This is a genomic window from Streptomyces sp. NPDC088246 (genome assembly GCF_044741025.1).
Classification (GTDB): domain Bacteria; phylum Actinomycetota; class Actinomycetes; order Streptomycetales; family Streptomycetaceae; genus Streptomyces.
This window is the reverse complement of record NZ_JBIURV010000003.1, coordinates 322,953-349,465: the sequence shown is the minus strand read 5'-3', so window position 1 is coordinate 349,465 and position 26,513 is coordinate 322,953. Positions and strand designations below refer to the sequence as shown.

Sequence of the window (26,513 nt, the reverse complement as noted above, 5' to 3'; positions counted from 1 at the left end):
CCTCAGTGGTGGTACTGGTGCACCACTGCGTGGCCCTTGCCGCGGCCGATCATCCACTTGTTGACCGGTGTGGTGACGACGAAGGCGACGCAGAGCGAGAGTACGAGCGCCCCCCAGAACAGCGTGTCGGAGAGAGTGGCGTCCATGGCGCCCGGCCACAGTGCGATCACGCCGTTGTCGATCAGCTCCATCACCGCGATGGAGAGGGTGTCGGCGGCGAGGGCGACCCGCAGGGCCGTACGGAAGTCGACGCCCGCCTTCCGGATGGAGCGCAGCGTCAGCGTGTAGCCGAAGAAGAAGGCCAGGACGATCGCGAGCACCATCGTCCCCATGTTGCCCCAGCCGAGCGCCGTGCCGATCACCATGCCGAGGATCTCGCCGATGGCGCATCCGGTGAGGCAGTGCAGGGTGGCCTGCGCGGCCATGGCCCAGCCTGCCTGGCCGAGGTGGCGGTCGGTGTGGCTGGTGTGGTCGGCGTGACCTGGGTGGGCGTGCTCGCCGTGGTCTGCGCGCCGACTGTGATCTGCGTCCTCCCCGTGCTGCTCGCCCCGCTCATGGCGGCTGTGCTGCTCATGGTGTGTGTCGTGCTGCATGGCGATCCCCCAGTGCCGAGTAGCGGTTCCTGCCGACAGCAAGAACCGTATACCCCCATGGGGTATTCCTCGGCGGGGAAATCAGTGCGGAGCGCGGCACTCAGCCCCGGTCGCGCAGCCCCTTCAGTCGCGCCACATCCGCCGCATGCCCCTCCTTGCCGCCCGGCGTCTCGATGATCAGCGGTACACCGGCGGCCGCCGGATGAGCGAAAAGCTCCCGGAACGGCTCCTCGCCGATGTGCCCGGCGCCGATGTTCTCGTGCCGGTCCTTGTGGGCTCCCACCACGTCCTTGGAGTCATTGGCGTGGATCAGTTTCAGCCGGCCCTCGCCGACCGTGTCCACCAGCAGGTCCAGTGTCTGCCGCATGCCCGCCGGGCCCGCCAGATCGTGGCCCGCTGCGTAGATGTGGCAGGTGTCGAGGCAGATGCCAAGCTTGGGATGGGCGTCGAGCGCGTCGAAGTACGGGCCGAAGTCCCAGGTCCGCGAGCAGAGCGAGAACCCCTGCCCGGCGGTCGACTCCAGCAGCAGATACGGGTCGTCGTCGTGCGTCAGCTCGTCCAGGAGCGGCCGCATGTGCGTGCGTACTTGTGCGAGGGCCTGCTCGCGCGGTCGGCCGCCCGTTGCCGATCCGGTGTGCACCACGACGCCCAGGGCGCCGATCTCGCGGGCCCGGCGCAGTGAGTGGCGCAGCGACTCCACGGACTTCTCGACGGTGGCCACGGTGTGCGAACCGAAGTTGATCAGGTACGGGGCGTGGACGTACGCCGGTATGGAATCGGCGGCGCACTCGGCGCGGAACTGCTCGTCCTGGGCCGGGTTGCCTGCGGGCGTCGCCCAGCCGCGCGGGTTGGCGACGAAGACCTGGACGGCCTCCGCCCCCATCTCGCGGGCGTAGGGGAGGCCGACCTTGGCGAGGCCGCCGGCCACGGGAACATGGCCGCCGACTGGGTTGCGCATGTGGATCTAGAGTCCCTTGGTCTTGATGGTGATGGTGCTGCCCTCGGGGGCCTGCTTGCCGCCGTCGACGGACTGGCTGTCGATGGTGTCGCCGAAGGAGAGGAACGGGCGGTCGACCTTGACCTCGAAGCCCGCGTCCTCCAGCTCGCTCCTGGCGTCGTCGACGTCCTTCCCGATGACGTCCGGGACGTTGATCATCCGCGGCCCCTTGGAGACCGTGAGCGTGATGGTGTCGCCCTCGGCGGCCTCGGTGCCATCGCCCGGCGACTGACGGGCGATGTCGCCCGCGTCCTCGGGGGAGCTGACCCGGTCGGGCAGCACCTTTGCCTTGAGCCCCTTCTCGTCCAGCGCGGCGGTGGCGTCCTCGACGGACAGCCCGGTGACATCCGGGACGCCGACCGGAGCGCCCTTGCTGACGACGAGGGCGACCGCGGAGTCCGGGTGGCGCTCGGTGCCCGCCACCGGGTCCGTGCGGATCACCTCGCCCCGTCCCGTCTCCTGGCTGAACTCCTTGGTGACCATGCCCGGCACCAGACCCGCCTCTTTCAGTGCACGCCTGGCATCCCCGAGTGAGAGGTCCTGGACATCGGGCACCTTCACGATCTCCGGGCCGCGCGAGACGACGAGCGTCACCGCGTCGTTCCCCCGGATGCGGGCGCCGGACTCGGGGTCGCTGCTGATGACCTTGCCGCGCTCGACGGTGTCGCTGTAGGCCCGTTCGACGCTCTTGAGTTCCAGGCCGGAGTCCGAGAGCCGCTCCTGGGCCGTCTTCTCCGTCTGGCCGAGCACCGAGGGGACCCGGGTGAACTGCCCGGAGTTGATGTACCAGACACCGGTGCCGATCCCCAGCGCCAGCAGCAGCGCGACGACCACGGCGATGACGGAGCGCCGCGGACCGCGGCGGCGCAGGCCGTGCGGCGCGGGCTGCGTCGGCGTCGGCGGGGGCATCTCCAGCCGGCTGGTGTGGTGGGCGACGCCCTGGTCGGCCGGGAGCAGCCGCGGGATCACGCTCGTGCGGTCCTCGGCGGCGTCGTGCACCTCGGCGAGAGCCTGCGGCGGTACGGCGTCCAGCTGGGCGTCGGTGAGGCCGGAGCGGGCCTCGCGGGTCTCGGCGAGCAGCGCCACCGCGTCGAACGGGCGGACCTCGGGGTTACGGGCGGTGGCGCAGGCCACCAGGTCGTCGAGCTCGAGGGGGAGCCCCGGGACGGCGGCCGACGGGGCCGGGACGTCCTCGTTGAGGTGCTGGTAGATGACCTGCGCGGGGGTGTCCCCGGCGTGCGGCTTGGAGCCGGTCAGCATCTCGTACAGGACGACACCGCAGGCGTACACATCGGTGCGGGTGTCCGCCGTGCCGTGCTCTATCTGCTCGGGAGCGAGATAGGAGACGGTGCCCAGGACGGACCCGGTGGTGTTGGTGACGGCGCCCACGGCCCGTACGAGACCGAAGTCGGCGACCTTGACCCGGCCGTCGTCCCCTATCAGGACGTTCTCGGGCTTCATGTCGCGGTGCACGAAGCCCGCGCGGTGCGCGGCGCCGAGGGCGGCGAGGACCGGCTCCAGGATGTCCAGTGCGGCCCTCGGTTGCAGGGCGCCGCGCTCGCGCAGTACGTCGCGCAGGGTGCAGCCCGCGACGTACTCCATCGCGAGGTAGACGTACTGCCCCTGGGCGCCCTGGTCGAAGACCGCGACGACATTGGGGTGCGCGAGCCGGGCCACGGACTTGGCCTCGCGGATGAAGCGCTCGACGAACGAGGCGTCCGTGGCGAGCGCCGGGTGCATCACCTTGAGGGCGAGCACCCGGTCGAGCCGGGTGTCCACGGCCCGGTAGACCGTGGCCATGCCGCCCACGGCGATGCGGGCATCGACGCGGTAGCGGCCGTCGAGCAGCTGCCCGACGAGAGGGTCCTGGAGGGTCGTATCCACGCATGCGAGTCTACGAGCCGCCACGGACACGGCCCACGGGCCGGGGCGGACCCGGGGCCGTACTGCAGCCGAGCCGTGACAGGGACATGCGCGCCGCAGCCGTCGGCGGCGGTCCGGTGGGTCAGAACGCCGGGCGCTCCGGGTCCAGCACCGCGCGCCCCTCCACCGGCGACGATGCCTCGGCGAAGTGGCGGCGCGGGATCCGGCCCGCGCGGTACGCCAGCCGCCCGCCCTCCACCGCATGCCGCATCGCCGCGGCCATCAGCTCGGGCTCCTGGGCCCGGGTCACCGCGGACGCCAGCATCACCGCCGCGCACCCCAGCTCCATCGCGAGCGCCGCGTCCGAGGCCGTCCCGGCGCCCGCGTCGAGAATCACCGGCACCCGGGCCTGCTCGACGATCAGCTGGAAGTTGTGCGGATTGCGGATGCCGAGGCCGGAGCCGATGGGGGAGCCGAGCGGCATGATCGCCGCGCATCCCACGTCCTGGAGCCTGCGGGCCAGCACGGGGTCGTCATTGGTGTACGGAAGCACGGTGAAGCCGTCGTCCACCAGGGTCTCCGCGGCGTCCAGCAGTTCGATCGGGTCGGGCAGCAGGGTCCGCTCGTCGGCCACCACCTCCAGCTTGATCCAGTCGGTGCCGAGCGCCTCGCGGGCCAGCCGGGCGGTCAGTACGGCCTCGCCCGCGGTGAAGCAGCCCGCCGTGTTCGGGAGTACGCGGATGGAGAGCCGCTGGAGCACGGAGAGCACCGAGCCCTGCACGGTCGGATCGAGGCGGCGCATCGCGACGGTGGTGAGCTCGGTACCGGAGGCGGTCAGGGAGCGTTCCAGCACGTCAAGGCTGGGCGCCCCACCGGTTCCCATGATCAGCCGGGAGCCGAAGGCGGTGTCGCCGAGGGTGAAGAGGTCGTCGGACATGGTCAGCCTCCCTGGACCGCGGTCAGGACCTCGACGCGGTCGCCGTCACCGAGGGCGGCGGTGGACCACTGGCTGCGCGGGACGACGGTCTCGTTGACGGCGGCCGCGACGCCGGAGTGCGCGGCGGTCAGGGTGGCCACAAGGGTGTCCAGGGTGGTGCCCGCGGCGAGGAGACGGACCTCGCCGTTCACGGACAAGGAGAGGGGCGCGGGCTCGGAGAGGGGTGCGGGATCGGTCATGCGGGCTGCTCCTGACGTACGGAGACGGCGGCGGACGAGAAACGGTGCGGGGTGAAGGGGCGGGCCACCTCGGGCAGCTCGCCCGTGGTGAGGAGCTCTGCCATGACGTCACCGGTGACGGGGGTCAGCAGTACCCCGTTGCGGTGGTGGCCGGTGGCGAGGTGGAGGCCGGGCAGGGCGGTGGGGCCGAGCAGCGGGGCGTTGTCGGGGGAGGCGGGGCGCAGGCCGGCCCGGGTCTCGGTGAGCGGCAGCTCGGTGATGCCGGGCACCAGCTCGTGGGCGTCCCGCAGCAGCTCGTAGACGCCGCCCGCGGTGACGGTGGTGTCCCACCCCATCTCCTCGCTGGTGGCGCCGACGACCAGTTCGCCGTTCTCGCGCGGTACGAGATAGACGTGGCTTCCCCGGACCACGGCCCGGACCGTCCGGGTGAGGAACGGTGCGTACGCGGCGGGCACGGTCAGCCGCAACACCTGCCCCTTCACCGGCCGGACCGGCGGCACGACCTCGTCCGGCAGTCCCGGGAGCCGGCCGCTGAGGCTGCCCGCGGCGAGCACGACCTGGTCGGCGGCGAGCTCCGTACCCCCGGCGAGCACGGCTCCGGCGGCCCGGTCGCGTATCACCGCCAGGCGCTCCACCCATCCGCGGTGGAAGACCACCCCGGCCCGCTCGCAGGCGGTCAGCAGTGCGGCGGCCAGCCGGCGGGGATCGATCTGGTGGTCACTGTCGACCCGCAGACCGCCGCGGACGCCCGGCGCGAGCATCGGCTCCAGGCGGCGGCATTCTCGGCCGGTGAGCCACTCCGACTCCAGGCCCGAACGCTGCTGCAGGGTGTGCAGTTCCCGCAGATGGGTACGGTCGTCGGAGTCCAGTGCGACGGCCAGGGTGCCGCAGGCGCGGAAGCCGGTCTCCTGTCCGCTCGCCGCCTCCAGCTCGGCCGTGAAGGCCGGATAGCGGGCGGCCGAGGCGACATTGAGGCCCAGCAGCATCTGTTCGCCGTAGTGGAGTTCGGTGACGGCGGCCAGCATGCCGGCGGCCACCCGGGCGGCTCCGCCACCCGGTTCGGGATCGACGACCGCGGTGCGCAGTCCGCGTTGCGCGGCCCGCCAGGCGGTCACCAGACCGATGATCCCGCCCCCGATGACAAGGACGTCGGATCCGTTTCCGTTCCGAGAAGAACGCATGGGCGTCCAGCCCCTCCCTTCGCCGGCATGACCCGGATCAGGTTCGTACGGTCGGAGGCCGCCCAGCCTCCCTCTCAGCCCGGTGCGTCCGGGCTCCCGCGAGTGTTTTACGTTGGCCACCCTAAACCCAGCCACCCGGACCCAGTGAGGGAGCAGCCACCGTGGCCCGTTCGCTCGACGGACTCGTCCTGGCACCGGTCGCCGACCAGGCCCCGGGCCAGGTCGGTACCCGTACCCGCTTCACGTACCACGAGAAGGACGGCCGGATCTGGGCCGAGTACGCGGGCGGCGACGTGGTCCGCGGCAATCTCGTAGGCACTCGCGTCGACGACACCCTCGGCTTCCTCCCCCATGGCCTCAAAGGCATGGGAGGTGCCCCCTCCGTCCAGCTGAAGCAGCACGGCACGACATCCTCGGGTCACTGTGTCTCCACCGTCGTCGACCTCGCGGACGGCCGGGTCCGGCTGGACGAGCGGTGGGAGTGGGAGTCGCAGGAGGGCAGCGGTACGAGCACGGTCGAAGAGCTTCCCCCTTCCTGACGATCAGTCAGATGATTAAGGTGTACGGGTGAGCGAGCAGCAGCAGTCAGAGCAGCCGGACCGGCAGGCAGGGCGCCGCGTCGTCATCGTCGGCGCGGGCATGGCCGGCGTGCAGACGGCGGTGGCCCTGAGGGAACAGGGCTTCACCGGCTCCGTCGCCCTGATCGGCGCCGAACCGCACCAGCCCTACGACCGGCCCCCGCTGTCCAAGGCGGTACTGCTCGGCAAGGCCGAGGACTCCGCCTTCGACGTCGACTTCGAGGCGCTGGACATCGATCTGCAGCTGGGTCGCGAAGTCACCGGTGTGCGGCCGGGCGCGCATGAGCTGGACACCCCGTCAGGACCCGTTGCATACGACGTCCTGGTGATCGCGACCGGCGCCGAACCGGTTGTCCTGCCCGGCGCCGAGGGCGTTCCCGGCGTCCATCTGCTGCGCACCCTCGACGACGCGGCACGGCTGCGGCCCGTACTCGACGGGCAGCACGGCGTCGTGGTCGTCGGCGCGGGCTGGATCGGCGCCGAGTTCGCCACCGCGGCCCGCGCCGCGGGCTGCGAGGTCACCGTCGTCGAGGCCGCCGACCGGCCCCTCGCGGGCGCCATGCCCGCCGAGGTCGCCGCCCCGATGACCGCCTGGTACGCCGAGAGCGGCGCCGAACTCCTCACCGGGGCCCGGGTCGCCCGCATCGAACCCGGCCGGGTGATCCTTGCGGACGGCCGCACGATCCCGGCCGGAGCGGTCGTCGTCGGAATCGGCGCACGGCCCGCCACCGGCTGGCTGGCCGGCTCCGGCATCGCGCTCGGCCCCGACGGATCGGTGACCGCGGACGGGGCGCTGCGCACCTCGCTCCCCGATGTGTACGCGGTCGGTGACTGCGCCTCGTTCCCCTCCTTGCGGTACGGCGAACGCCTTCTCATCCACCACTGGGACAATGCCCTGCAGGGCCCTCGGACCGCCGCCGCCAACATCATCGGGGCGGGGGCCGGGAACGGCCCGGCGCCGCAGACGTACGACCCCGTGCCGTACTTCTGGTCCGAGCAGTTCGACCGGTTCGTGCAGTACGCGGGCCACCACGGGAGCGCCGACACCCTGCTGTGGCGGGGCGATCCGGCCGGTCCCTCCTGGTCGGTGTGCTGGCTGCGGGACGGCGTCCTGGTCGCGGTCCTCGCCGTCGGCCGGCCACGCGATCTGGCGCAGGGGCGCAAGCTCATCGAGGCGGGGGCACATCTCGATCCGGAGCGGGCCGGTGACCCGTCCGTACCGCTGAAGTCGGCGACTCGTCAGTAGGCGTACGGGCAACGAACGTTGACGTCCGCTATGTGGACGACCCCTTGGGAGGAGGTAAAAGTTAGTGCACTGTGCATCTTTTAGAGTGCTCATTTCATGTCTCTTCGAAGGATGCGCATGTTTCGACACAGATGGGCCCGCGCGCTGCGCGGAATCTCCATGGCCTCGGCGTCGATCGCCCTCGTCGGAGGCGCACTCGCCGCCCCGGCGTACGCGGGCACCGCTCCCCAGCCCGGTTCCAACCCGGCTGTCGACTACCAGGACCCGATCGACGCGCTGCCGCCGGTCTCCCGCCCGGACACCAAACACTGCTCAGTGACGGCCGTCGACCACGACTTCGGCTACACCCTCGGCGGACCGCCGTACACCACCACGCTCACCCCGCCCGAGAAGTGCAAGGGGCCGTGGAACAAGGTCGTCCTCGACTGGTCGGGCAGCGTGAAGGGGCGTCAGTACGACCGTCTCGCCGCGGTTTTCATCGGTGGCGCGGAGGTCTTCCGCACCAGCACCGCCGAACCCGACGACGACGGCATCAGCTGGCACGTCGCCAAGGACATCACCGACTTCGCGCCGCTCCTCAAGGACCCGCAGAAGCTCCAGCTCGAACTGGGCAATGTCGTCAACGAGACGTACACCGGCGTGTACAAGATCAAGCTGACGGTCACGTACTACCAGGCCGACCAGCGTCACCCGGCCGCCACCACGGCCGACAGCATCGTCCCGCTCGGTGACACCGGCTCCGGCGGCGCCCCCTGGATGAACGTCGGCAAGGGCGGCTCCACCCGCACCGAGGTCACCTTCCCGCGCAATCTGACCAACGCGCGCCTGGAGGTCTACGCACGCGGGGGCGGCTGCGACGAGCAGTGGTTCGACGCGGTCCCCAGCGACCTGGCGGAAACCGCTCCGGACTATCTCTGCGGCGGCGGCCCCTACCGTGAGGTGCAGGTCGCGGTGGACGGACAGCCCGCCGGCCTCGCCCAGCCGTACCCCGTGGTGTACTCGGGCGGCATCGTACCGACCCTGTGGCGCCCGATCCCGGCCATCGACCAGTTCAAGACCGAGGCGTACGACATCGACCTCACCCCCTTCGCGGGTCTGCTGGCCGACGGCAAGCCGCACGCCATCAGCATCACCCCGTACGGTGCGGCCGACGGCTGGACCGTCGATGGTTCGCTCTTCCTCGACACGGACGCGCACGCGTCCCGCACGAGCGGCAAGGTGACCACCAACACGCTCAGCCACACCCCGGTCGTGAAGACCGTCCAGACCCCGGGCAAGGACGGCTCCACGGACGTCTCCGTGTCGACCGGCCGCTCCTGGAAGATCTCGGGCTATGTCGAGACCTCGAAGGGCCGGGTCACCACCACCGTCGAGCAGAAGTTCGCGTACACCAACACGGACAACGTCTCCCGCACGGGCAGTCATCAGGTGATGCATCAGCGTGACCACGGTTCCACCACGGTGACGACCCAGGTCCACGGGCGCACGGACGCGCAGCGGCACACCTGGTCCTACCCCATCGACGTGGACATGGACATCCCGTTGTACGGCGATTACAACAACTACGACATGAGGGCCGCCGTCACCCAGCGCCGTGTGCTCGTCGACACGTCCCGCAAGGGCTCCGCGCACGCGTGGCACACGGACGCGGTCACGGACGACACGGTGGACTCGACCGGCAGCATCGCCCGCACGGGCGGTGTCGTCCAGTCCGCCGACGGAGCCTCGACCGAGACGTACCAGGGCACCACGGACACCGGAGCCTGCTACTCGCGCTCCCTGACGACCGCGCACGGCTGGGTCACCCGCGACCGGCAGAGCCACTGCCGCGTCGCGGACGTGGTCCGCGATGCCCTGAAGGGCTGAGTCCGGGTACCGACTGTCGGTCCGGGATGGCACGCTTGTCCCTGTGACCGAGATTGACGCAAAGATCGATGCTCTCGTCCCCGCCTGGCTCCACCTTCCCGACATCGCCGAAATGCTCGATGTCGAGGTGACGCGCGTGCGGCAGCTGGTCAAGGAGGGCCAGCTCATCGCCGTACGACGTGGTGAGAACCGGACGCTCCAGGTGCCTGCCGCCTTCATCGACGGCAACAAGGTGGTCAAGGGTCTCTCCGGAACCCTGACGCTCCTGAGGGACGACGGCTACACCGACGAAGAGATGCTGGAATGGCTCTTCACCTCCGACCCGACCCTGCCGGGCACCCCTGCCCAGGCGCTGAGCGAGAATCGCGGCACGGAGGTGAAGCGCCGCGCCCAGGCGCTCGCCGTCTGACCGCAGTCCGTATGTGAGGGGCGGGCCGTGCAGCAGTGCGCGGCCCGCACCCCCACGCCGTACCGACAACCGCTCCGCAACGCTCTCCAGGGGGAAGCGCACCATGTCCACGCCTCGCGCGCTGCTGTCCGATGCCCGGCTCTATCTGTGCACGGACGCCCGCAGGCGCCAAGGTGACCTCCCCGCGTTCCTCGACGCCGTCCTTTCCAGCGGGGTGGACATCGTCCAGCTGCGCGACAAGGGCATGGAAGCGGCCGAGGAGCTCGAACACCTGGCGGTCTTCGCCGAAGCCTGCAGGCGCCACGGCAAGCTCCTCGCGGTGAACGACCGGGCCGACGTCGCCCACGCCATCGGCTCCGATGTGCTGCACCTCGGCCAGGGCGACCTGCCGGTCCCCGCCGCCCGCGCCGTCATTGGCGAGGATGTCGTGATCGGCCGCTCCACCCACGCCGAGTCCGAGGTCGACGCGGCCGTCGCCGAGCCCGGGGTGGACTACTTCTGCACCGGTCCCTGCTGGCCCACCCCCACCAAGCCCGGCCGGCACGCCCCGGGCCTGGACCTCGTGCGGTACGCCGCCTCGCTCGACCAGCGGCGTCCGTGGTTCGCCATCGGCGGGATCGACGCGGGCAATCTCGACGAGGTGCTGGACGCCGGAGCGCGCCGGGTGGTCGTCGTACGGGCGATCACCGAGGCCGCCGACCCGGCCGCCGCCACCACCGAGCTGGCCAAGCGAATCCGGGTGCGCACCGGAGCGTGATCCGGCCAGATGTCCGAAGGGTGGACAAACAACCAGTCAATTCGGGCAATTACCGCTGGTCTGGTCCTGTGGTCGTCGCGCTCTGGTTAACCTGCCCGTATGGCCCTTGGCACACCTTCTACCAGGACAGATCACGCGCGCACGGTGCGTGAGTTCCTCGCGACCGGCAAGACTTCGTATTCGTTCGAGTTCTGGGCGCCCAAGACCGAGAAGGGCGAGCGGAACGTCTGGAGTGCGCTGCGCCGCGTCGAGGCGGTGAGGCCGAGCTTCGTCTCCGTGACGTACGGGGCGGGTGGCTCCACCCGGGCAGGTACGGTCAGGGTCGCCGAGCAGATCGCCGCCGATTCCACCCTCACCCCGGTCGCGCACCTCACGGCGGTCAACCACTCCGTCGCCGAGCTGCGCAACATGATCGGGCAGTACGCCGACGCCGGAATCCGGAACATCCTCGCCGTGCGCGGAGACCCGCCCGGCGACCCGATGGGCGAGTGGGTCGAGCACCCGCAGGGTGTGCGGTACGCCGCCGATCTCGTCCGGCTCATCAAGGAATCCGGAGATTTCTGTGTCGGCGTCGCGGCATTTCCCGAGATGCACCCGCGCTCGACCGACTGGGACACCGACATCCGGCATTTCGTGGACAAGTGCCGCGCCGGTGCCGACTATGCGATCACGCAGATGTTCTTCAATCCGGAGGATTATTTGCGGATGCGTGACCGGGTGGTCGCTGCGGGTTGCGAAACCCCGATCATCCCCGAGGTCATGCCGCTGACCAGCGTCAAGCAGTTGGAACGGTTTGCGCAGCTCAGCAACGCGTCTTTCCCTTCGGCGCTGAAAGAACGCATCCTCGCCGCCAAGGACGATCCCGCCGCTGTACGCTCCAGTGGCATCGACTTCGCAACGCAGTTCTGCGCGAGGCTGCGATCCGAGGGTGTGCCCGGACTGCACTTCATCACGCTCAACAACTCGACGGCGACGCTCGAAATCTACGAGAATCTCGGACTGCACAAGCAGTCCTGACCGGCCGTACCCGCCACGACCCGGGGCGGTGGCCGTAGGAGGGGGCGGGCATGGGCTGGACAGTCCTCTACATCGCGTTCGGAATTGTCGCGCTGTGGCTGCTCGGCGAGGTGCTCCTGCAGTACAAGGCGCGCCTTCGCTGGCGTCTGCTCGCCTTTGGAGGCTTCGGCTGTGTGGTCGTCGGCGTACTGATGCCGTCCGTGTTCGTCATCGCCGTCGGCGCGATCGCGTTCGCAACCGGGCAGACGTACGTCACGCTGTCCTTCAGGCGCGGCTTCTCGACCGGCTGGGCGATAGGGGGCAGCCCCGGCGAGAGCCGTCGCCGCCGGGGCGGGGGCGACAGGGACACCCGCGAGCCCAAGCTCGAGGTGTCGGACCTGGAGATGGAGTACGACGGGCAGGTCCCGCAGCGGGCGGACGCCGCGGCACCGGGGGCCGCGGTCTACGAGCCGGAGCCGCTGCCGGACGACACCGGGCAGTACGGCATCTACAGCGATCACCCGCAGTCGCAGCAGGGACAGAACCAAGGCCGGCAGCCCGAGCAGCAGTCCCAGTACGCGGCGTACGACCCCTACGCCGACCACTCCATGTACGCGGCGCCGGGCCAGGAGGCGTACGCCGGTCAGGACTCGTCCGCCGGGCAGTACGACTACGGCACGGGCCAGCAGCAGTACGCCGCATACTCCGACCCGTACGTCGGGACCGGCACCACCGGCGGCTCCGCGCAGTACGCCTCGTACGACAGTGACGGCAACGGCTACGACAGCTACGACGGCCGGCAGCAGTACACCGCCGATCCGTACGCCCAGCAGTACGCCCCCGAGACCCCGCCCGGCGGTGTCTGGGTGCCGCAGCAGCGCGAGGGCGAGCAGTACCCGTCCGCACCTCCGGAGCAGCCCGCACAGCCTGCCCCGTACCCGAACGGCTACGACACCGGCCACAACGACCAGCAGTACCGCTACTGACCGCGGACCGGCAGGAGCAGGGTGGTGCGGAAGTGACCGAGGGCAGGGCGGCGATCGGACCTGCCCGGCATCCCGGTGGCGCCGCCGGCCGGCGGCCTCTCCCTCATTGGGAGCCCCGGAACCCGTCCCCCTCCACGATCAGCCCGGCGACCAGCGCCCCCGACATACCCGCGTGGGCGAGCCCGCCACCCGGGTGCGACCAGCCGCCCGCGACGTAGAGCCCCGGCAGCCGGGTGCGATTGCCCGGGTGCAGATACGCGCCCCCCGCCCCGGCCAGCGCGGGCGCGGGCACCGAGCCGCCCTCGGCGCCGGTGTCGGCCGCCGTCTCGGCCGGCGTCCGCACCTCGGCGTGGAGCAGCCGCTCCCGTATGCCGGGCACGGCCTCGCCGGCCGCTTCGAGCAGCGCGTCGGCGCACCGCTCGCGCAGCGCCGCGTCCGTCCAGTCCACCGCGCCGTGCGGGGCGACCGTCGCCATCAGCGTCACTGCCTCGTGCGCGTCGTCGGGGCGGGTCGACGGGTCGTCCGGGCGCAGCACCGTCACCGTGGGACGGTCGGCGAGTCTTCCGCCGAACACAGCCTCGCGCTCCGCCCCGCCGTCCGCCGGGTGCACCAGGGTCCGGTGCACGGCATCCGCGGGCCGGGCGCCGCGCAGCGACAACAGGACCAGGAACCGGCCCGGCACCGCCCCCTGACCCTGTCCGGGCCGCGGCTGCACCGCCACGTCGCCGTCCCGCCACAGCTCCTGACCGGGCACCAGGCCCGGATGCGGACGGGCCCCCAGCACCACATGGCCGGCCTCGGCAACCGTCCCGTCCAGGAGCTCGACGCCTGCCGCCCGGCCGTCCTTCTCGACGACCCGGGCCACCTCGCCGCCGAAGACGAACTCCACCTTCCGGGCCAGACACCGCTCGTACACCGCCTGCGCCAGGGCCCGGATCCCGCCGGAGACGTACCAGCTGCCGAAGGTCTCCTCCATGTACGGCAGCAGGGCGGCCGCCGCCGGGGCGCGCAGCGGGTCGAGCCCGTACGACAGGGCGTACCCGTCGAACAGGGCGGCCAGCCGGGGGTCCGAGAGCTCCCACGCGCCGACCTCCGTCACCGTGCCCGCCTGACGGGCCGAGCGCAGCAGCCGGCGCTGCCGGAGCGCGGGATACGGATCACGGCCGAGCACCTGCCAGTCGGAGCGCAACGGCTCCTCCAGCAGCGGACGCCGGGACCGGTCCCAGGCATCGCGCGCCCGGTCGAGGAACTCGCCCCAGGCCGCGCCCGCGCCACCCCCGAGAGCGGTGTCCAGGGCGGCGACCACCCCGGCCCGTGAGGCATTCGGCAGCGAGACCGCGGTGCCGTCCGCGAAGATGTGGCGGCTAGCCGGATCGACCTGGGTCATCGCGACGCACTGCTCCAGCGGCTCCTTGCCCGTCTTCACGAACAAGTCGCGGTAGACCGCGGGCAGATGCAGCAGCGTGGGACCGGTATCGAAGGCGAAGCCCTCATGGGCATACCGGCCGACCGAGCCGCCGAAGGTCTCCGACCGCTCGTACACCGTCACCCGGTGGCCTGCCACGGCGAGCCGGGCGGCCGCCGCCATCGCGCCCATCCCGGCGCCGATCACCGCAATTCGTGCCATGTCAGTGACCTTAACGGCCGCCTGTGACAATCAGTCCAGTGGCCAGTGCGAACCGGTCCCGGCCAGGCGTTTCTCCTCGCGGCGCTGGGCCCTGCGGCGCAGGAACCGGCGGATCCGGGAGGCCAGGAAGACCAGTATCACCATGCCGAGCAGCAGCAGTGCCGCGGCGATGACCGCGGCCGCCAGCGGATGGAATATCGCGAACGTGACGATTCCTGCGACGCCCAGGTCCTCGGCCGTGCTCACCGCGATATTGCTGAACGGCTCGGGCGAGGTGTTGACCGCCATCCTGGTGCCGGCCTTCACCAGATGGCTCATCAGCGCGGTGGAACCGCCGATGGCCCCGGCCGCGAGCTCCGGCAGCGAACCGCTCTCGCCGGCCAGCAGCGCCGCCACGACGGCACCGGCGACCGGCCTGATGACGGTGTGCGCCGAGTCCCAGACCGAGTCCACGTACGGGATCTTGTCCGCCGCCACCTCGCACAGGAAGAGCACACCGGCCACGACGAGGACATCGGTGCGCTGCAGCGATGCGGGCACCTCGTCGGTGATCCCGGTCGCGCCGAAGACACCGAGCAGCAGGACCACCGCATAGGCGTTGATCCCGCTCGCCCAGCCACTTGTGAACACCAGAGGGAGTACGGACACGGACGCGATCGTAACCAGACGGCGATCGGCCCGGAGTGGGCTTCGGTGCGCAGCCCTGAGTATCCGTACCTAGGCAACGAGATGAGTAGGTGCGCGGATGGGCTCCCACCTGCGCGGACGGGAGACTGGAGCCCACGGACAGGGGCGCGGCACCGGCACCGCCGACACGGGGCGGCGGAACGGACACGGCACTCCTTCCGGAGCGGGGGGCACGGCGGAGAGCCCGGGGACCACGGGGGAAGACGGGGGTCACGGGGGAAGGTTCTCCGGCTGCACAACAGACGCCGGTCCGGCGCAGGCTCGGGGGGATCGAGCCTCGCCGGACCGGCGTCTGTTGTGCGTCGGTCCGGGCGGCCGCGGCGGGGTGGCCCGGCAGCGGGGGCCGACCCCGCCTCAGAGCCTGTCGGGTGACCTCCGACCGGGCGGCCACGCCCTGGCACGCACGCTTCCCGCGTTGTCGTCAGTCACCGACTCCCCCATAGCTGAAGGCATGGGGGACCCCCTTCGCGTCGACTCCCTCCTCCGCCTTGGAATCGCACGCACCAGACCGCGTCCGCTATCCGATCGGAGGTCACCCGACAGGCTCTCAGGGCCGGCCCCTCGGGCGTCAGCGCCCGCTGACGCGCCCGTGGAGCAGCAGCGACAGCGCCGAGTGCACATCGTCGATCGACCGCTCCGGCTGGAACGCCTGCCAGTCCAGGGCCGCCACCAGCACCATGCCGACCAGGGCGGCAGCCGTCAGCTGGATGTCGATCTCCTCGCTGAGCTCACCGTTCTTCACGCCCTCGCGCAGCACCTCCTCGACCACGGCGACGGCCTCCTGACGCACCACCAAAAGGGTCGACTGCCAGGCCCGGTTGGTGCGCCACAGCTCCGCGACGTACAGCTGAGTGAAGGCCGGATAGCGGTCGATGAAGACCAGACCGGCTCTGATCATCGCGTCCAGGGCCTGGACCCGGGTGCCGCCGCGCACCTCGGTCTCCTCCTGCGCCGAGCGCAGCGATGCCGTGAGCAGCCCGACGCCGTGGCGCAGCAACTCCTCGAAGAGCTCGGTCTTGCTCTTGAAGTTGTAGTAGACCGTGCCCTTGGCGACCCCGGCGCGCTCGGCGATCTCGTCCACCGTGGTCGCCGAGAAGCCCTTCTCGGCGATGAGAGTCACCGCCGCCTCGTAGAGCTTCTGCCGGGTGGCCTGGCGGCGCGTGGTGCTACTGCTTTCCATGCCCCTGATTCTCACAGGTCCGGGCGCTCTCACAGGCTCAGCTCCGGGTGAAGGCGGTCCAGACTCCACACCTGCTTGCGGCGTGCGGAGAGCGCCGTCAGTGCGAGCGCCCCCGCTGTGAAGGCCAGCAGCACGGCGCAGCCCTGCCAGACGGGACCGAGACCGCCGCCCGTGATCAGCCGGCGCAGCCCCTCGACGACGTAACTCATCGGCAGGTAGGGGTGGATCGCGTTGAAGAATCCGGGGCTGGTCTGGACGGGATACGTACCCCCGGCCGAGGTCAGCTGGAGCATCAGCACTGCCAGCACGAGGATGCGTCCCGCAGCCCCGAACCGGGCGTTGAGCCACTGCACGATCGCTGCGAAGCAGCAGGTGACGAGCGCCAGGAAGCCCATCGTTCCGGCGGCACGGGTCATCTGCAGACCGAGGCCCCAGTGCAGTACGGACATCAGTGCGGCCACCTGCAGCAGACCGATCGCGGCCACCGGCAGCCAGCCCGCGAAGGCGATCCGCCAGGCGGAGGCCCCGGCGGCGAGTGCGCGCCGGTTGAGCGGCTGGATCAGCATGTACGCCACCATCGCGCCGACCCAGAGGGAGAGGGGGATGAAGTAAGGGGCGAAGCCGGTGCCGTAGTTGGGGGCCGCGTGCAGCGACTTGGAGGCCAGCTGCACCGGATCGGCCATGACCTCCGTACGCGCGTCGCGGTCCTTCTTGTCGTAGTCGGGGATCTTGCCCACGCCGTCGTTGAGTCCCTCGGCGAGGGTGGCTGAGCCGTCACCCAGCCGGATCAGCCCGCCGTCCAGGTCGTTGGCGCCCTTCTTGAGATTGCTCACCCCGGTGTCCAGGTCGGTGGAGCCGGTCTTGGCCGTGGCCAGGCCGGTGTGCAGCTCGTCCGCTCCCTTGGCGACCTTGTGGGCGCCGGTGTTGAGCGCGTTGACCTTCTTCACGGCGGACTTGAGGTCCTCGTCCAGGTGCGGCGCGCTCTCGGCCAGGTCAGTGGCCTGCTGCTGCAGCGTGGTCAGCTGGGCGCGCAGCTTCTTCAGATCGCCCTTCTGGTTCGTGACCAGCACATTCACATCGTCGGCGACCTTCGCGACATCGGCCGCCGCGGTCTTTGCGCGCTTCAGCGGCGGGCAGACGGTGGGGTCGGCGAGCGGCTGCTCCGTGCAGCTGGTGCGGTAGACCTCGGTCAATTCGTCGGAGGCCGTGTGGGCGGCGGTGGCCGCGGCGGGCGCCGACTTCACCAGCAGGTCGAGGTTGTCCCGTACGGTCTGCGAGGAATCGGCGACCAGCCGGGCGGTGTCGCCGATCGACTTGCCGTTGTCCTTCAGGAACGGGCGGACGTCGGCCGCCACCCCGTTGACCTTGTCTGCGAGCAGCTGGGTGCCGTCGGCGACCTGCCGGGAGCCGGTTTCGAGGTCGCCCGCGCCCTTGTTCAGCTTGACGATCCCATCGGCCAGACTGCTGCTGCCGGCCTTGGCGTCCTTCAGCCCGTCCGCCAGATCCTGCGATCCCTTCTTCGCCCTGCCGATGCCGCCCTTGAGGTCGTCGGCACCCTTGGCGGCCTTCGCCGTCGCGTCGTGGAGGTCGGAGAAGTTGATGAAGATCCGGTCGAGGAAGCTGCGCGAGGCGTTGGTCGACGCGGCGGTGCGCACCTCGGAGAACACCGTCCGGGAGATCTGTCCGACGATGTAGTTGTTGGCGTCGTTGGTCCGCACCTGGAGCGCGCCGGTCTCGGGGGAGTCGCCCGAACTGGAGGCGATCCGCTTGCTGAAGTCCGACGGCATGGTGAGCGAGAGGTAGTACGTACCGTCCTCGACGCCCTTGTGCGCCTCGGCGGAACTCACCTCGTGCCACTCGAAGGTCTTGGAGTCGAGGAGCTTGCCGGTGATCTCGTCGCCGACCGCGAGGTGCTTTCCGGCGACGGTGGTGCCCTTGTCGTCGTTGACCAGCGCGACCGGGATCTTGTCGAGGCGGCTGTACGGGTCCCAGAAGGAGCACAGGTACAGGGCGCCGTAGAGCAGCGGCAGCAGCAGGAGCGCGATCAGTGCGGCGACCGGCAGCTTTCCCCTGCCGAAACGCTTCAGCTCAAGCGCGGCCAGTCTCGGCGAACGCATCGGCCGGTCCCTCCTCGGTCGTGGTTTCCTCGGCTGCGGTGTCCTGCGCGTCCGCCGGTGCGGCCGTGGTGTCGGTACGTACGGTGATGGCGCCCTCGGGTGCCTGGCTGCACACGGCGAGCACGGTCGTCCCGCTGTCGGCGATGGACCGCAACAGCTCCCAGGCCTGGGCCCGTTCGGCGTCGGAGAGCTTGAGATCGGTGTCGTCCACCGCGAGCAGCCGGGGCCGGCCGATCAGCGCGAGGGCGATGGACAGCCGCAGCGCCTCCAGCCGTTCCAGATCCCGTACGGAGGTCCGCTCGGCCTTGGGCAGGGCGGCGGGGTCGAGCCCGGCGGCGTCCAGTGCCGCGTCGATCCGTTCCTGTGCGGCGGCGACGCGCTCGGCGCGCGGACGCAGCAGAGCGCGCAGCGAACCGTCGAAGCGGCGCTGCAGCAAGGCCCGCTCCCGCAGGTGCTCGGCGACGGTGAAGGCCGGGTCGAGCTCGCTGACACCGGGCACCGGGCCCAGTGCGCTGATGCGGCGTACGGCGGCCATCTGGCGCGGCAGGCGCAGTCCGCCGATCTCCGCCTGGCCCTCGGTGGGGCGCATCCGGCCGGTGAGGGCGAGCAGCAGGCAGGTGCGGCCGGAGCCGGACGGGCCCTCGATCGCCACGAGTGAGCCGGGCCCGGCCTTGATGCCTACACCCCGGAAGGCCCAGCCGCGTGGTCCCTTGAGCCCGAAATCCTCGGCGGTGACAGCTGCCCCGTGCGGGCTGTCCACAGACCCTCCCCGTTTTGAACTGACTGGTCAGTCTAAAAAGTATCCTGAACTCGCGATCGAAGCAAAAGGGCAGGTCAGGGGGTAGGCAGGCCCGATTGTCAGTGGTGCCCCTCACGATGGATACATACGGCTACGGAGCCGTTACACGAGACAGGAGGTTTCGTCATGGCCCACTCGTCCGCAGCAGCCGCACCCCGGCGCCGCGCAGACGGCCCTGCCCCCTCACTGACCGGTCCGGCGCGCGATGTCCATCCCGTTGCGCGCCGCACCATGGCGCCGCCCGCCGCCCTCGATCTGCTCGCCCAGGCCCGCACCGGCCTCGACGAGGCCGCCGTTCTCGACGTTCCGAACGAGCGGTATGCCACCGCCCACCTCGCCGCGCTGCGCACCGCTGCCGCCGTGCTCGCCGTGCGGGGCCGCCCCGAGACCTCCCGGAGGCGCCGGGAGCGGATCCGTAGCGCCTGGGAGGTTCTCCCGGAAATAGCCCCCGAGCTGACCGAATGGAGCGCATTGTTCGCCTCCGGCGCCCGTCGCAGGGCCCGAGCGGAAGCCGGTATCCCGGGCGCGGCCAGCCGGCGCGACGCCGACGATCTGCTGCGTGACGCGGCGATGTTCCTGCGCCTGGTCGAGCGGCTGCTGGCGCTTCAGCCGGTGCTCCCGCAGGCCCGGAGGGAGCGGCCCGACGCAGGATGACGGCGACGGGGGCGCGAGGCAATAGGGTGGACAGCACCTGTACCACCTGCACTGTTCACGCTCCGCCGTCAGCGGCGGCACCGTGCCGAGGAGTCATCTGCCGTGTCGGACCAGCTGCGCCCCCGCGCCTCCCTCCGTACCGCCGTGGTCTGGGAGGTCCTGAAGGACGCCCTCGACCGCCAGGTCAAGGCGACCGGCCGGGACGCCCTGGATGTCCTGGACACCGGCGGCGGCACCGGCAACTTCGCGGTGCCGGTCGCCCGTCTCGGCCACCGGGTCACCGTCGTCGACCCCAGCCCCAACGCGCTCTTCGCCCTGGAGCGCCGAGCCGCCGAGGCCGGGGTCGCCGACCGGGTCCGCGGGGTCCAGGGCGACATCCACGGCCTGTTCGAGGTGGTGGAGCGCGATGGTTACGACGCGGTGCTGTGTCACGGAGTCCTGGAGTACGTGGACGACCCCGCCGAAGGTGTGCGCAACGCGGTCGAGGCGCTCCGTCCGTCCGGTGCGCTCAGCCTGCTCGCCGCCGGGCTCGGTGGTGCGGTCCTGGCCCGGGCGCTCGCCGGTCACTTCACCGAGGCGCGGCAGGCGCTCAGCGACCCGGCGGGCCGCTGGGGCGCCGGGGACCCGGTGCCCCGGCGCTACACCGCGGAACAACTCACCGAGCTGGTCTCCGCGGCGGACGTCGAGGTCGGCGCGGTCCACGGCGTACGGGTCTTCGCCGACCTCGTGCCGGGCGTCCTGGTGGACACCGAGCCCGGTGCCATGGAGGCCCTGCTCAAGCTGGAGGCGGCCGCGGCGGAACTGCCCGCCTTCCACTCGGTCGCGACGCAGCTGCACGTTCTGGGCACGAAGCGCGCCTGAGCGCGCGGCCGCCGACCGGTGGTAGCTCAGCTGTAGCGCGGCTGATCAGGGACGCAGCCGCAGATGGAGTACGCCCCAGGACCCCCGATCGGGGGCTTCGCCACGTATGATCGGGGGACACCATCCGGCATGACGGATCGGAGGTTGGGGAATCAACGCCTCAGCAGCTGAGCCGTCATGGCGGCCCGGACTGGCTGATTGGCAAAGAGGGCGGGTTTCACGGGGGCGAATCCCTGCCTATCCTGGAAGGGCCGCATACCGGCCGCCCCCCGCGGCCGACGACGAGGAGGACTCCGTGCCGCTCTCGGAGCACGAGCAGCGAATGCTCGAGCAAATGGAGCGAGCGCTGTACGCCGAAGATCCCAAGTTCGCGACAGCGCTCGAGGGAAGCGGGCTGCGTACGTACACCCGGCGACGGGTCTACCAGGCGGTCGCAGGCTTCCTGGTGGGTATCGCGCTCCTCATGGCCGGAATGGTCGCCCAGCAGATCTGGATCAGCGTGGTGGGGTTTCTCGTCATGCTCGGCTGCGCGGTCCTTGCGGTCACAGGTTGGCGCAAAGCGCCCAAGCCGGGCGAGCGACAGGCAGCCGGAGGCGGCGGCGAGCGCCGTCAGCCCAGGCAACGCCGGACCGTGATGAATCGGATCGAGCAGCGGTGGCAGCGTCGCCGTGACGAGCAGGGCCAATAGGTCCTCGGACAATCCTGGGTGAGGGGCGGCCGCATCTCTGCGGTCGCCCCTCACGTGTGCCGGGGTCGGCCTTCGCCCGCGGCTGCCCTCACATGCTCGGGCAGGCCCGAAAACCGAGCCTGCCCGGCGCTTGAGGGCGCACTTCATCCGGGGCAGTGCGAGGAAGCTCCAAACCTGTCCGGCCATTCAGGGCCAGAGACTGTCAGGGGCGGGCCCCAGGAAGCTTCAAGTCCGTCCGCTGCCGGGGGCGAAAGGCTGCCGGGCGAGCCCGGGGCGCCTGCCGGCCCGTCCGGCGATTGAGGACACAGGCGGGTCGCAGGCGGCCTCCGTCACCCCTGCTGGCGGGAAGGCCGTCGCAGCCAACCAGCCCACCGGTCCCGGCCCCACCGCGCCGCCCACCTGCCCGTGAAAGCCGCCCAGCGATCCGAGGCTGCCCAGATCACCCGAATGGCCGATTGTGGTGCCGCGACCGCGCGGATCCGGGCGAACCGCCCGGCCGACGCCCGCAGTCCGGCACGCACCGTCTCCACGTCCTCGGCGAGCCCGGTACCCGACCGGGGCTCCGGAGCGTAGAGCACCTGCTCCACCGCCCCCGCCACCCGGTGCACCGCGGCGGCCCCGTCGGGGCCGAGCTGCCCCAGCCGTACCACCCGGGCCGCCGCCTTGCGCGGGGTCCGGGAGTCATCCGGCTCGATGCCGTGGTCCCACGCCGTGTCGATGATCTCCTGCCAGGCCGCCAGCGTTCTGGCCGTCGCATCAGCCGGCGTACGCCCGGTGGAGAAACTCAGCCGGCGACTGCGCGCCCGAACCCGCCAGAGCATGGGCAGCAACGGCAGCGCCAGGACCACCAGGGCGGCCAGGACCAGACCGAGGACGGTGCCTGCCGGCGTCCCGGAATCCGTCGGAGCCGCTACCCCCGGCGCCACCGAGCTGCCGCACTCGCCCTGCTTGCGCATCTGTGCCGGGCAGCTGTCCGAGACGGACGGCGCGACCGTCGGAGCGGCCGAGGCGCCCTTCTCGGGCCGGGCCGGGTCGGACGTGCCGCCGGCGGGGGCGTCCGACTGGGTGTAGGACGGGGCGGTGCCCCGCGTCGGGGTCGGTTCGAAACGGGTCCACCCGATGCCCTCGAAATACAGCTCGGGCCAGGCATGAGCATCGCGCAGCCCCACCGAGACCGAACCGTTCGGCTGCGCAGTGCCGGGAGTGAAGCCCACCGCGACGCGGGCCGGAATGCCCAGCGTCCGCGCCATCGCGGCCATCGTGAACGAGAAGTGGACGCAGAAGCCCCGCTTGTCCTTCAGGAACCGGCCGATCGCCGCGCTCCCGGTGCCCGAGTTCACCGAGGTGTCGTAGATGAAGCCGCCGTCCGAGGCGAAGAAGTTCTGCAGCTTCACCGCCCGCTCGTAGTTGTTGGCGGCGCCCTTCGTCACCCTGTCCGCGGTCTGCCTGACCACCTTCGGCAGGGAGTCGGGAACGCTGGTGTACTCGCGCTCCAGAGCGGCCGGCGCGGTGCCTGCCGCGGCGAGCTGCTCGGCGGTCGGCTGGACCATCAGACTGGAGACCTGGTACTGCGCACCGCGGGTCGTCTCCCCGCGGTCACCGACGAGCGTCCGTCCCGTCGGCTCGTACCGCCAGCGCCCGTCGATCCTGACCTCGGTCGCGGGGTAGGGGAGCGGCAGATAGGTCTGCTGGTAGGAACGGGACGCGGAGATGTTCGACCTGATCTCCGTCGCAATGACGTCCGGACCGAGGCCCTCGGGGGTCGGGAGCCGCTTCGGCACATCCTTCAGACGGCGCGTGGAGGGCCGCCACTCGCTTCCGTTGAATTGATCCAGGGCCAGGATCCGCAGATAGAAGCCCTGCGAGTCACCGGAATTGGTGCGGTAGGACATCACCTCCCGGTTCTCCGGCTGGTTCAGATTGTTCTGCAGCGAGACCAGGGGGTTGACCGCGGAGATGGTGCCTCCGCCGCTCCCCTTGCCGTTCGTGCCGCCCGTACCGGCCAGCAGACCGCTGTCGAGCGCGGGCAGCGCCGCCGGTACGACCAGTGAGATCCCCAGCGCAAGCGCGCCGATGCGGCGTCCGGTGCGGACCGGGGCCGTCGGGCGGCCGTCGGAGAACGCCGTACCGACCGCCGGACCGCGAGGGGGGCTGGTCGCGCCGCTGAAGACCCGCCCCCACTGGGAGAGCCGGTCCCGGCCCTCGGCCAGCAGAAGCAGCAGATAGCCACCGGCCGCGAGCAGGAACCAGAGCCAGTCCGCTCCGCCCTCGGAAAGTCCCGCGGCCACCGAGTACAGCGCGAGGAGCGGCAGACCGGCCGGGGCCGCGCTGCGGAACGTCACAGCGAGGGCGTCCACGACCAGGCCGACCAGCAGCACACCGCCGATCAGCATCAGCCGGATGCCGTCCGTCACGGGCGCCGGAGCGGCGTACCTCCCGACATCCTCGGCGCCCGACGTCAGCAGATCCGCGAGCCGCTGGACGGCCTCCGGACCCGGCAGGACACCGGCCAACGCCTGAGTCCTGGCGAACACCACCGTCAGCAGAACCAGCGTGACCAGTGTCTGCGCCGCGACGATCAGCATCCGGGGCATGGGCACCCGGCGGGCGAGTGCGCCCATCCCGCTCTGGACCGCCAGCAGAAACGCGGCCTGCAGGATCCACCCGGCGGGCTCGACCAGCGGCAGCATCGAGCCCGCCGCCATCAGCGTCGCCGCGAACGCGCACAGCGTCAGCCGACCACGACCGCTCATGACCATCCCCCGGAGAAACCTGTCGTGCCACCTGTGGTGCCGCCGACGGCAGCGGACTGCGTCGCCAGGCCCTGGTGTCCCGCCTGCTGCCAGTACCGGGCAAGACCGGTCCCCGGCGCCACCGCCACCGCCGTCCAGCCCGATTCGCGCAGCAGCCGCAGCCGCCGTTCGAACGCCGTGTCCGCCCTCTCGGGCGCGGCGGCGCCCTGCGCCCAGGCCGTGCCGTCCAGTACGAACGCGACGGCGCCGCCACTGCGCTGCCGCATCCGGGCCGCCACCGCCGCCTGCTCCTCGTCCAGATCACCGAAGAACGCGATCAGCAGCCCTTCGTTGCCGCCGCGCAGCACGTCGTACGCACGTGACAGACCGCCCCCGTCGGAGTGATCGACCACCGCCAGGGTGTCCATCATCAGCCCCGCGGAGTCGGCGGACTCCTGCGTCGATCCGGCGAAGCCTCCTTCGCCCTCGCCCGGAACCGCGTTCCCGTCGTCGGTCAGCAGCCGGACCGCGAAGCCGCGCTCCAGCATGTGCACCAGCGCGGACGCCGCACCGGACACCGCCCACTCGAAGGCGGAGTCGGGCCCCGTCCCCTGATACGCGATCCGCCGGGTGTCCAGCAGCACCGTGCACCTGGCCCGCTGCGGCTGTTCCTCGCGGCGCACCATCAGCTCGCCGTAGCGCGCGGTGGAGCGCCAGTGGACCCGGCGCAGATCGTCGCCGTGCCGGTAGCCGCGCGGAATCACGTCGTCGTCACCGGCCAGCGCGAGCGAACGCTGCCGTCCCTCGCCGTACCCGGAGGCCTCACCCGCCAGCCGTACCGGCGGCAGCGGCTCGGTCCGCGGAATGACGACGAGGGTGTCGTACGCACTGAAGGAACGGGTCAGCTCGCACATCCCGAACGGATCGCTCAGCCGCAACTGCAGCGGACCCAGCGGATAGCGCCCGCGCAGATCCGACCGCACCCGGTAGGAGACCTCGCGACGGCCGCCCGCCTCCACCCGGTCCAGCACGAACCGGGGCCGCGGCCCGAGCACATAGGGCACCCGGTCCTGCAGCATCAGCAGCCCGGTCGGCAGCCGTGACACGTTCTCCATCCGCAGATGGACCCGCGCCTCCGTGCCCGCGGGCACCCGGGACGGCGAGAGCCGCCGCGTGCCCGCGACCCGGTATCGGGTGCGGACGAGCACCACGACACAGACAAGTGGCAGCGCGGCGAGCAGCAGCCCGACCCGCAGCAGATCCGCCTGTCCCAGCACATACGCGCAGATCGCCGCGGCGATACCGGCCGCGAGGAAGGAGCGCCCGCGCGTGGTCAGCCCGCTCAGAGCGGCCCGCAGACCGCCCTTGTCGTCACCGTCGTCCATCGCGGCCGGCCCCCCGGAGGTCATCACACCCGCCGTACGCCGGGCTGCTGCCGGCTGTACACCGGACGGCCCGGCTGGTGCTGGGGCTGCACCTGGGCGGCGCCGCCGGCGGTGGGTACCGGTGTCTGCTGCAGGATCTCCAGCACGACCTGCTCGGCGGTACGACGGTTCAGCTGGGCCTGTGCCGTCGGCAGCAGCCGGTGCGCGAGCACCGCGACCGCCAGCGCCTGCACATCGTCCGGCAGGCAGTAGTCCCGGCCGCTCAGCGCCGCGGAGGCCTTCGCCGCGCGCAGCAGATGCAGGGTGGCTCGCGGCGAGGCGCCGAGCCGGAGATCGGGGTGGCTGCGGGTGGCCCCGACGAGCTCCACCGCGTACCGCCGCACGGCGTCGGCCACATGGACCGTCCGTACCGCGTCGATCAGTTTCACGATGTCGTGCGCGTGCGCCACCGGCTGCAGATCGTCGAGCGGCGAGGTCCCGCCGTGCACATCGAGCATCTGCAGCTCGGCGTCCGCACTCGGATAGCCGATCGACACCCGGGCCATGAACCGGTCGCGCTGGGCTTCGGGCAGCGGATAGGTGCCCTCCATCTCCACCGGGTTCTGGGTGGCCACCACCATGAACGGGTCGGGCAGCTCGTACGTGTGCCCGTCGATGGTGACCTGGCGCTCCTCCATCGACTCCAGCAGTGCCGACTGGGTCTTCGGCGAGGCCCGGTTGATCTCGTCGCCGATCACGATCTGGGCGAAGATCGCGCCCGGTTTGAACTCGAAGTCGCGCCGCTGCTGGTCGAAGATGGACACACCGGTGATGTCCGAAGGCAGCAGGTCCGGTGTGAACTGAATGCGCCGCACCGAGCAGTCGATGGACCGCGCCAGCGCCTTGGCCAGCATCGTCTTCCCGACCCCGGGGACATCCTCGATGAGGAGATGCCCCTCCGCCAGCAGCACGGTCAGCGAAAGCCGTACGACCTCAGGCTTGCCCTCGATCACGCTCTCCACCGACCTGCGCACCCGCTCCGCAGTCGTGGTCAGATCTGTGAGGCTCGCTCGATCGTCATAGGTCGTCACCCGGCCCTCCTCGGCCCTGCCCCACGCTCTCCAGGAGCAGGGGATACCCCATTCACGGGCCGACG

General features: G+C 71.1%; 24 protein-coding genes and 1 riboswitch. Of the genes, 10 read left to right on the top strand and 14 right to left on the bottom strand.

Features of this window, described 5'->3' with window-relative positions:
• Positions 1-2: 2 nt before the first annotated feature.
• The 6 genes from ACIPEK_RS06755 to thiO form a co-directional block, all read right to left on the bottom strand.
• Complete coding sequence (locus tag ACIPEK_RS06755) at positions 3-593, bottom strand: DUF4396 domain-containing protein (RefSeq protein WP_401991532.1); 591 nt, start codon at positions 591-593, stop codon at positions 3-5.
• A 100-nt stretch (positions 594-693) separates the two neighbouring features.
• A complete protein-coding gene (locus tag ACIPEK_RS06750; protein WP_401991529.1) occupies positions 694-1,551 on the bottom strand; it encodes a deoxyribonuclease IV in 858 nt (285 codons plus the stop codon).
• A gap of 6 nt (positions 1,552-1,557) precedes the next feature.
• Positions 1,558-3,474 carry a Stk1 family PASTA domain-containing Ser/Thr kinase gene (gene pknB, locus ACIPEK_RS06745; protein WP_401991526.1) on the bottom strand — a complete coding sequence of 639 codons (1,917 nt, stop codon included), beginning with the start codon at positions 3,472-3,474 and terminating at the stop codon, positions 1,558-1,560.
• Positions 3,475-3,595: 121 nt separating this feature from the next.
• Positions 3,596-4,390 (bottom strand): thiazole synthase, encoded by a 795-nt coding sequence (locus ACIPEK_RS06740; protein ID WP_327275691.1) that lies wholly within the window; start codon positions 4,388-4,390, stop codon positions 3,596-3,598.
• A gap of 2 nt (positions 4,391-4,392) precedes the next feature.
• Entirely contained in the window at positions 4,393-4,629 is a 237-nt protein-coding gene (gene thiS / locus ACIPEK_RS06735; RefSeq protein WP_401991522.1) for a sulfur carrier protein ThiS, read from the bottom strand.
• On the bottom strand, positions 4,626-5,810 hold the full coding sequence (thiO, locus tag ACIPEK_RS06730; protein WP_401991519.1) for a glycine oxidase ThiO: 1,185 nt from the start codon (positions 5,808-5,810) through the stop codon (positions 4,626-4,628). The genes thiS and thiO overlap by 4 nt, the downstream gene beginning before the upstream one ends.
• Positions 5,808-5,920: riboswitch (TPP riboswitch) on the bottom strand. Its footprint overlaps the gene before it by 3 nt.
• A 51-nt stretch (positions 5,921-5,971) precedes the next feature.
• On the opposite strand from thiO, the gene ACIPEK_RS06725 reads away from it, so the two are divergent.
• The 7 genes from ACIPEK_RS06725 to ACIPEK_RS06695 all read left to right on the top strand — a co-directional run bounded on the left by ACIPEK_RS06725 (position 5,972) and on the right by ACIPEK_RS06695 (position 12,648).
• On the top strand, positions 5,972-6,349 hold the full coding sequence (locus ACIPEK_RS06725) for a hypothetical protein (protein WP_401991516.1): 378 nt from the start codon (positions 5,972-5,974) through the stop codon (positions 6,347-6,349).
• Positions 6,350-6,377: 28 nt separating this feature from the next.
• Positions 6,378-7,634 carry an NAD(P)/FAD-dependent oxidoreductase gene (locus ACIPEK_RS06720; RefSeq protein WP_401991513.1) on the top strand — a complete coding sequence of 419 codons (1,257 nt, stop codon included), beginning with the start codon at positions 6,378-6,380 and terminating at the stop codon, positions 7,632-7,634.
• 117 nt (positions 7,635-7,751) lie between these two features.
• The gene (locus ACIPEK_RS06715) at positions 7,752-9,500 is read left to right on the top strand and encodes a peptide-N4-asparagine amidase (protein ID WP_401991510.1); all 1,749 of its coding nucleotides are present in this window, start codon (positions 7,752-7,754) and stop codon (positions 9,498-9,500) included.
• Positions 9,501-9,543: 43 nt separating this feature from the next.
• Positions 9,544-9,909 (top strand): Rv2175c family DNA-binding protein, encoded by a 366-nt coding sequence (locus ACIPEK_RS06710; protein WP_401991507.1) that lies wholly within the window; start codon positions 9,544-9,546, stop codon positions 9,907-9,909.
• Between the two features lie 103 nt (positions 9,910-10,012).
• Positions 10,013-10,666 carry a thiamine phosphate synthase gene (gene thiE, locus ACIPEK_RS06705; protein ID WP_401991504.1) on the top strand — a complete coding sequence of 218 codons (654 nt, stop codon included), beginning with the start codon at positions 10,013-10,015 and terminating at the stop codon, positions 10,664-10,666.
• 99 nt (positions 10,667-10,765) lie between these two features.
• Positions 10,766-11,683, top strand: a complete 918-nt coding sequence (gene metF / locus ACIPEK_RS06700; protein WP_401991501.1) for a methylenetetrahydrofolate reductase [NAD(P)H] — start codon at positions 10,766-10,768, stop codon at positions 11,681-11,683.
• Between the two features lie 50 nt (positions 11,684-11,733).
• A complete protein-coding gene (locus ACIPEK_RS06695) occupies positions 11,734-12,648 on the top strand; it encodes a hypothetical protein (RefSeq protein WP_401991498.1) in 915 nt (304 codons plus the stop codon).
• 103 nt (positions 12,649-12,751) lie between these two features.
• Here ACIPEK_RS06695 and ACIPEK_RS06690 read toward each other — a convergent pair whose 3' ends face one another.
• The 5 genes from ACIPEK_RS06690 to ACIPEK_RS06670 form a co-directional block, all read right to left on the bottom strand.
• Positions 12,752-14,275: a phytoene desaturase family protein gene (locus tag ACIPEK_RS06690; RefSeq protein WP_401991495.1), complete on the bottom strand. Its 1,524-nt coding sequence runs from the start codon at positions 14,273-14,275 to the stop codon at positions 12,752-12,754.
• A gap of 30 nt (positions 14,276-14,305) precedes the next feature.
• Positions 14,306-14,923: a DUF4126 domain-containing protein gene (locus ACIPEK_RS06685; protein ID WP_383075634.1), complete on the bottom strand. Its 618-nt coding sequence runs from the start codon at positions 14,921-14,923 to the stop codon at positions 14,306-14,308.
• A 607-nt stretch (positions 14,924-15,530) separates the two neighbouring features.
• Positions 15,531-16,142: a TetR/AcrR family transcriptional regulator gene (locus tag ACIPEK_RS06680; RefSeq protein WP_401991491.1), complete on the bottom strand. Its 612-nt coding sequence runs from the start codon at positions 16,140-16,142 to the stop codon at positions 15,531-15,533.
• A 29-nt stretch (positions 16,143-16,171) separates the two neighbouring features.
• Positions 16,172-18,259 carry a YhgE/Pip family protein gene (locus ACIPEK_RS06675; RefSeq protein WP_401991488.1) on the bottom strand — a complete coding sequence of 696 codons (2,088 nt, stop codon included), beginning with the start codon at positions 18,257-18,259 and terminating at the stop codon, positions 16,172-16,174.
• Complete coding sequence (locus tag ACIPEK_RS06670) at positions 18,231-19,019, bottom strand: ATP-binding cassette domain-containing protein (protein WP_401991485.1); 789 nt, start codon at positions 19,017-19,019, stop codon at positions 18,231-18,233. The genes ACIPEK_RS06675 and ACIPEK_RS06670 overlap by 29 nt, the downstream gene beginning before the upstream one ends.
• Before the next feature lie 165 nt (positions 19,020-19,184).
• Here ACIPEK_RS06670 and ACIPEK_RS06665 point away from each other — a divergent pair, with 165 nt between their 5' ends.
• The 3 genes from ACIPEK_RS06665 to ACIPEK_RS06655 all read left to right on the top strand — a co-directional run bounded on the left by ACIPEK_RS06665 (position 19,185) and on the right by ACIPEK_RS06655 (position 21,261).
• Positions 19,185-19,712 (top strand): SAV_6107 family HEPN domain-containing protein, encoded by a 528-nt coding sequence (locus ACIPEK_RS06665; RefSeq protein ID WP_401991482.1) that lies wholly within the window; start codon positions 19,185-19,187, stop codon positions 19,710-19,712.
• A 102-nt stretch (positions 19,713-19,814) separates the two neighbouring features.
• Positions 19,815-20,573 carry a class I SAM-dependent methyltransferase gene (locus ACIPEK_RS06660; protein ID WP_383075623.1) on the top strand — a complete coding sequence of 253 codons (759 nt, stop codon included), beginning with the start codon at positions 19,815-19,817 and terminating at the stop codon, positions 20,571-20,573.
• Positions 20,574-20,868: 295 nt separating this feature from the next.
• Positions 20,869-21,261, top strand: coding sequence for a DUF3040 domain-containing protein (locus ACIPEK_RS06655; RefSeq protein WP_327275703.1), 393 nt, complete (start codon positions 20,869-20,871; stop codon positions 21,259-21,261).
• A gap of 329 nt (positions 21,262-21,590) precedes the next feature.
• On the opposite strand, the gene ACIPEK_RS06650 is transcribed toward ACIPEK_RS06655, so the two are convergent.
• The 3 genes from ACIPEK_RS06650 to ACIPEK_RS06640 are packed head-to-tail and all read right to left on the bottom strand — an operon-like array spanning position 21,591 to position 26,448.
• Positions 21,591-24,014: a DUF3488 and DUF4129 domain-containing transglutaminase family protein gene (locus tag ACIPEK_RS06650; RefSeq protein WP_401991478.1), complete on the bottom strand. Its 2,424-nt coding sequence runs from the start codon at positions 24,012-24,014 to the stop codon at positions 21,591-21,593.
• Positions 24,011-25,402: a DUF58 domain-containing protein gene (locus ACIPEK_RS06645; RefSeq protein ID WP_401991475.1), complete on the bottom strand. Its 1,392-nt coding sequence runs from the start codon at positions 25,400-25,402 to the stop codon at positions 24,011-24,013. Before ACIPEK_RS06645 ends, ACIPEK_RS06650 begins: the two co-directional genes overlap by 4 nt.
• A complete protein-coding gene (locus ACIPEK_RS06640) occupies positions 25,402-26,448 on the bottom strand; it encodes an AAA family ATPase (protein ID WP_383075616.1) in 1,047 nt (348 codons plus the stop codon). Before ACIPEK_RS06640 ends, ACIPEK_RS06645 begins: the two co-directional genes overlap by 1 nt.
• Positions 26,449-26,513 lie beyond the last annotated feature (65 nt).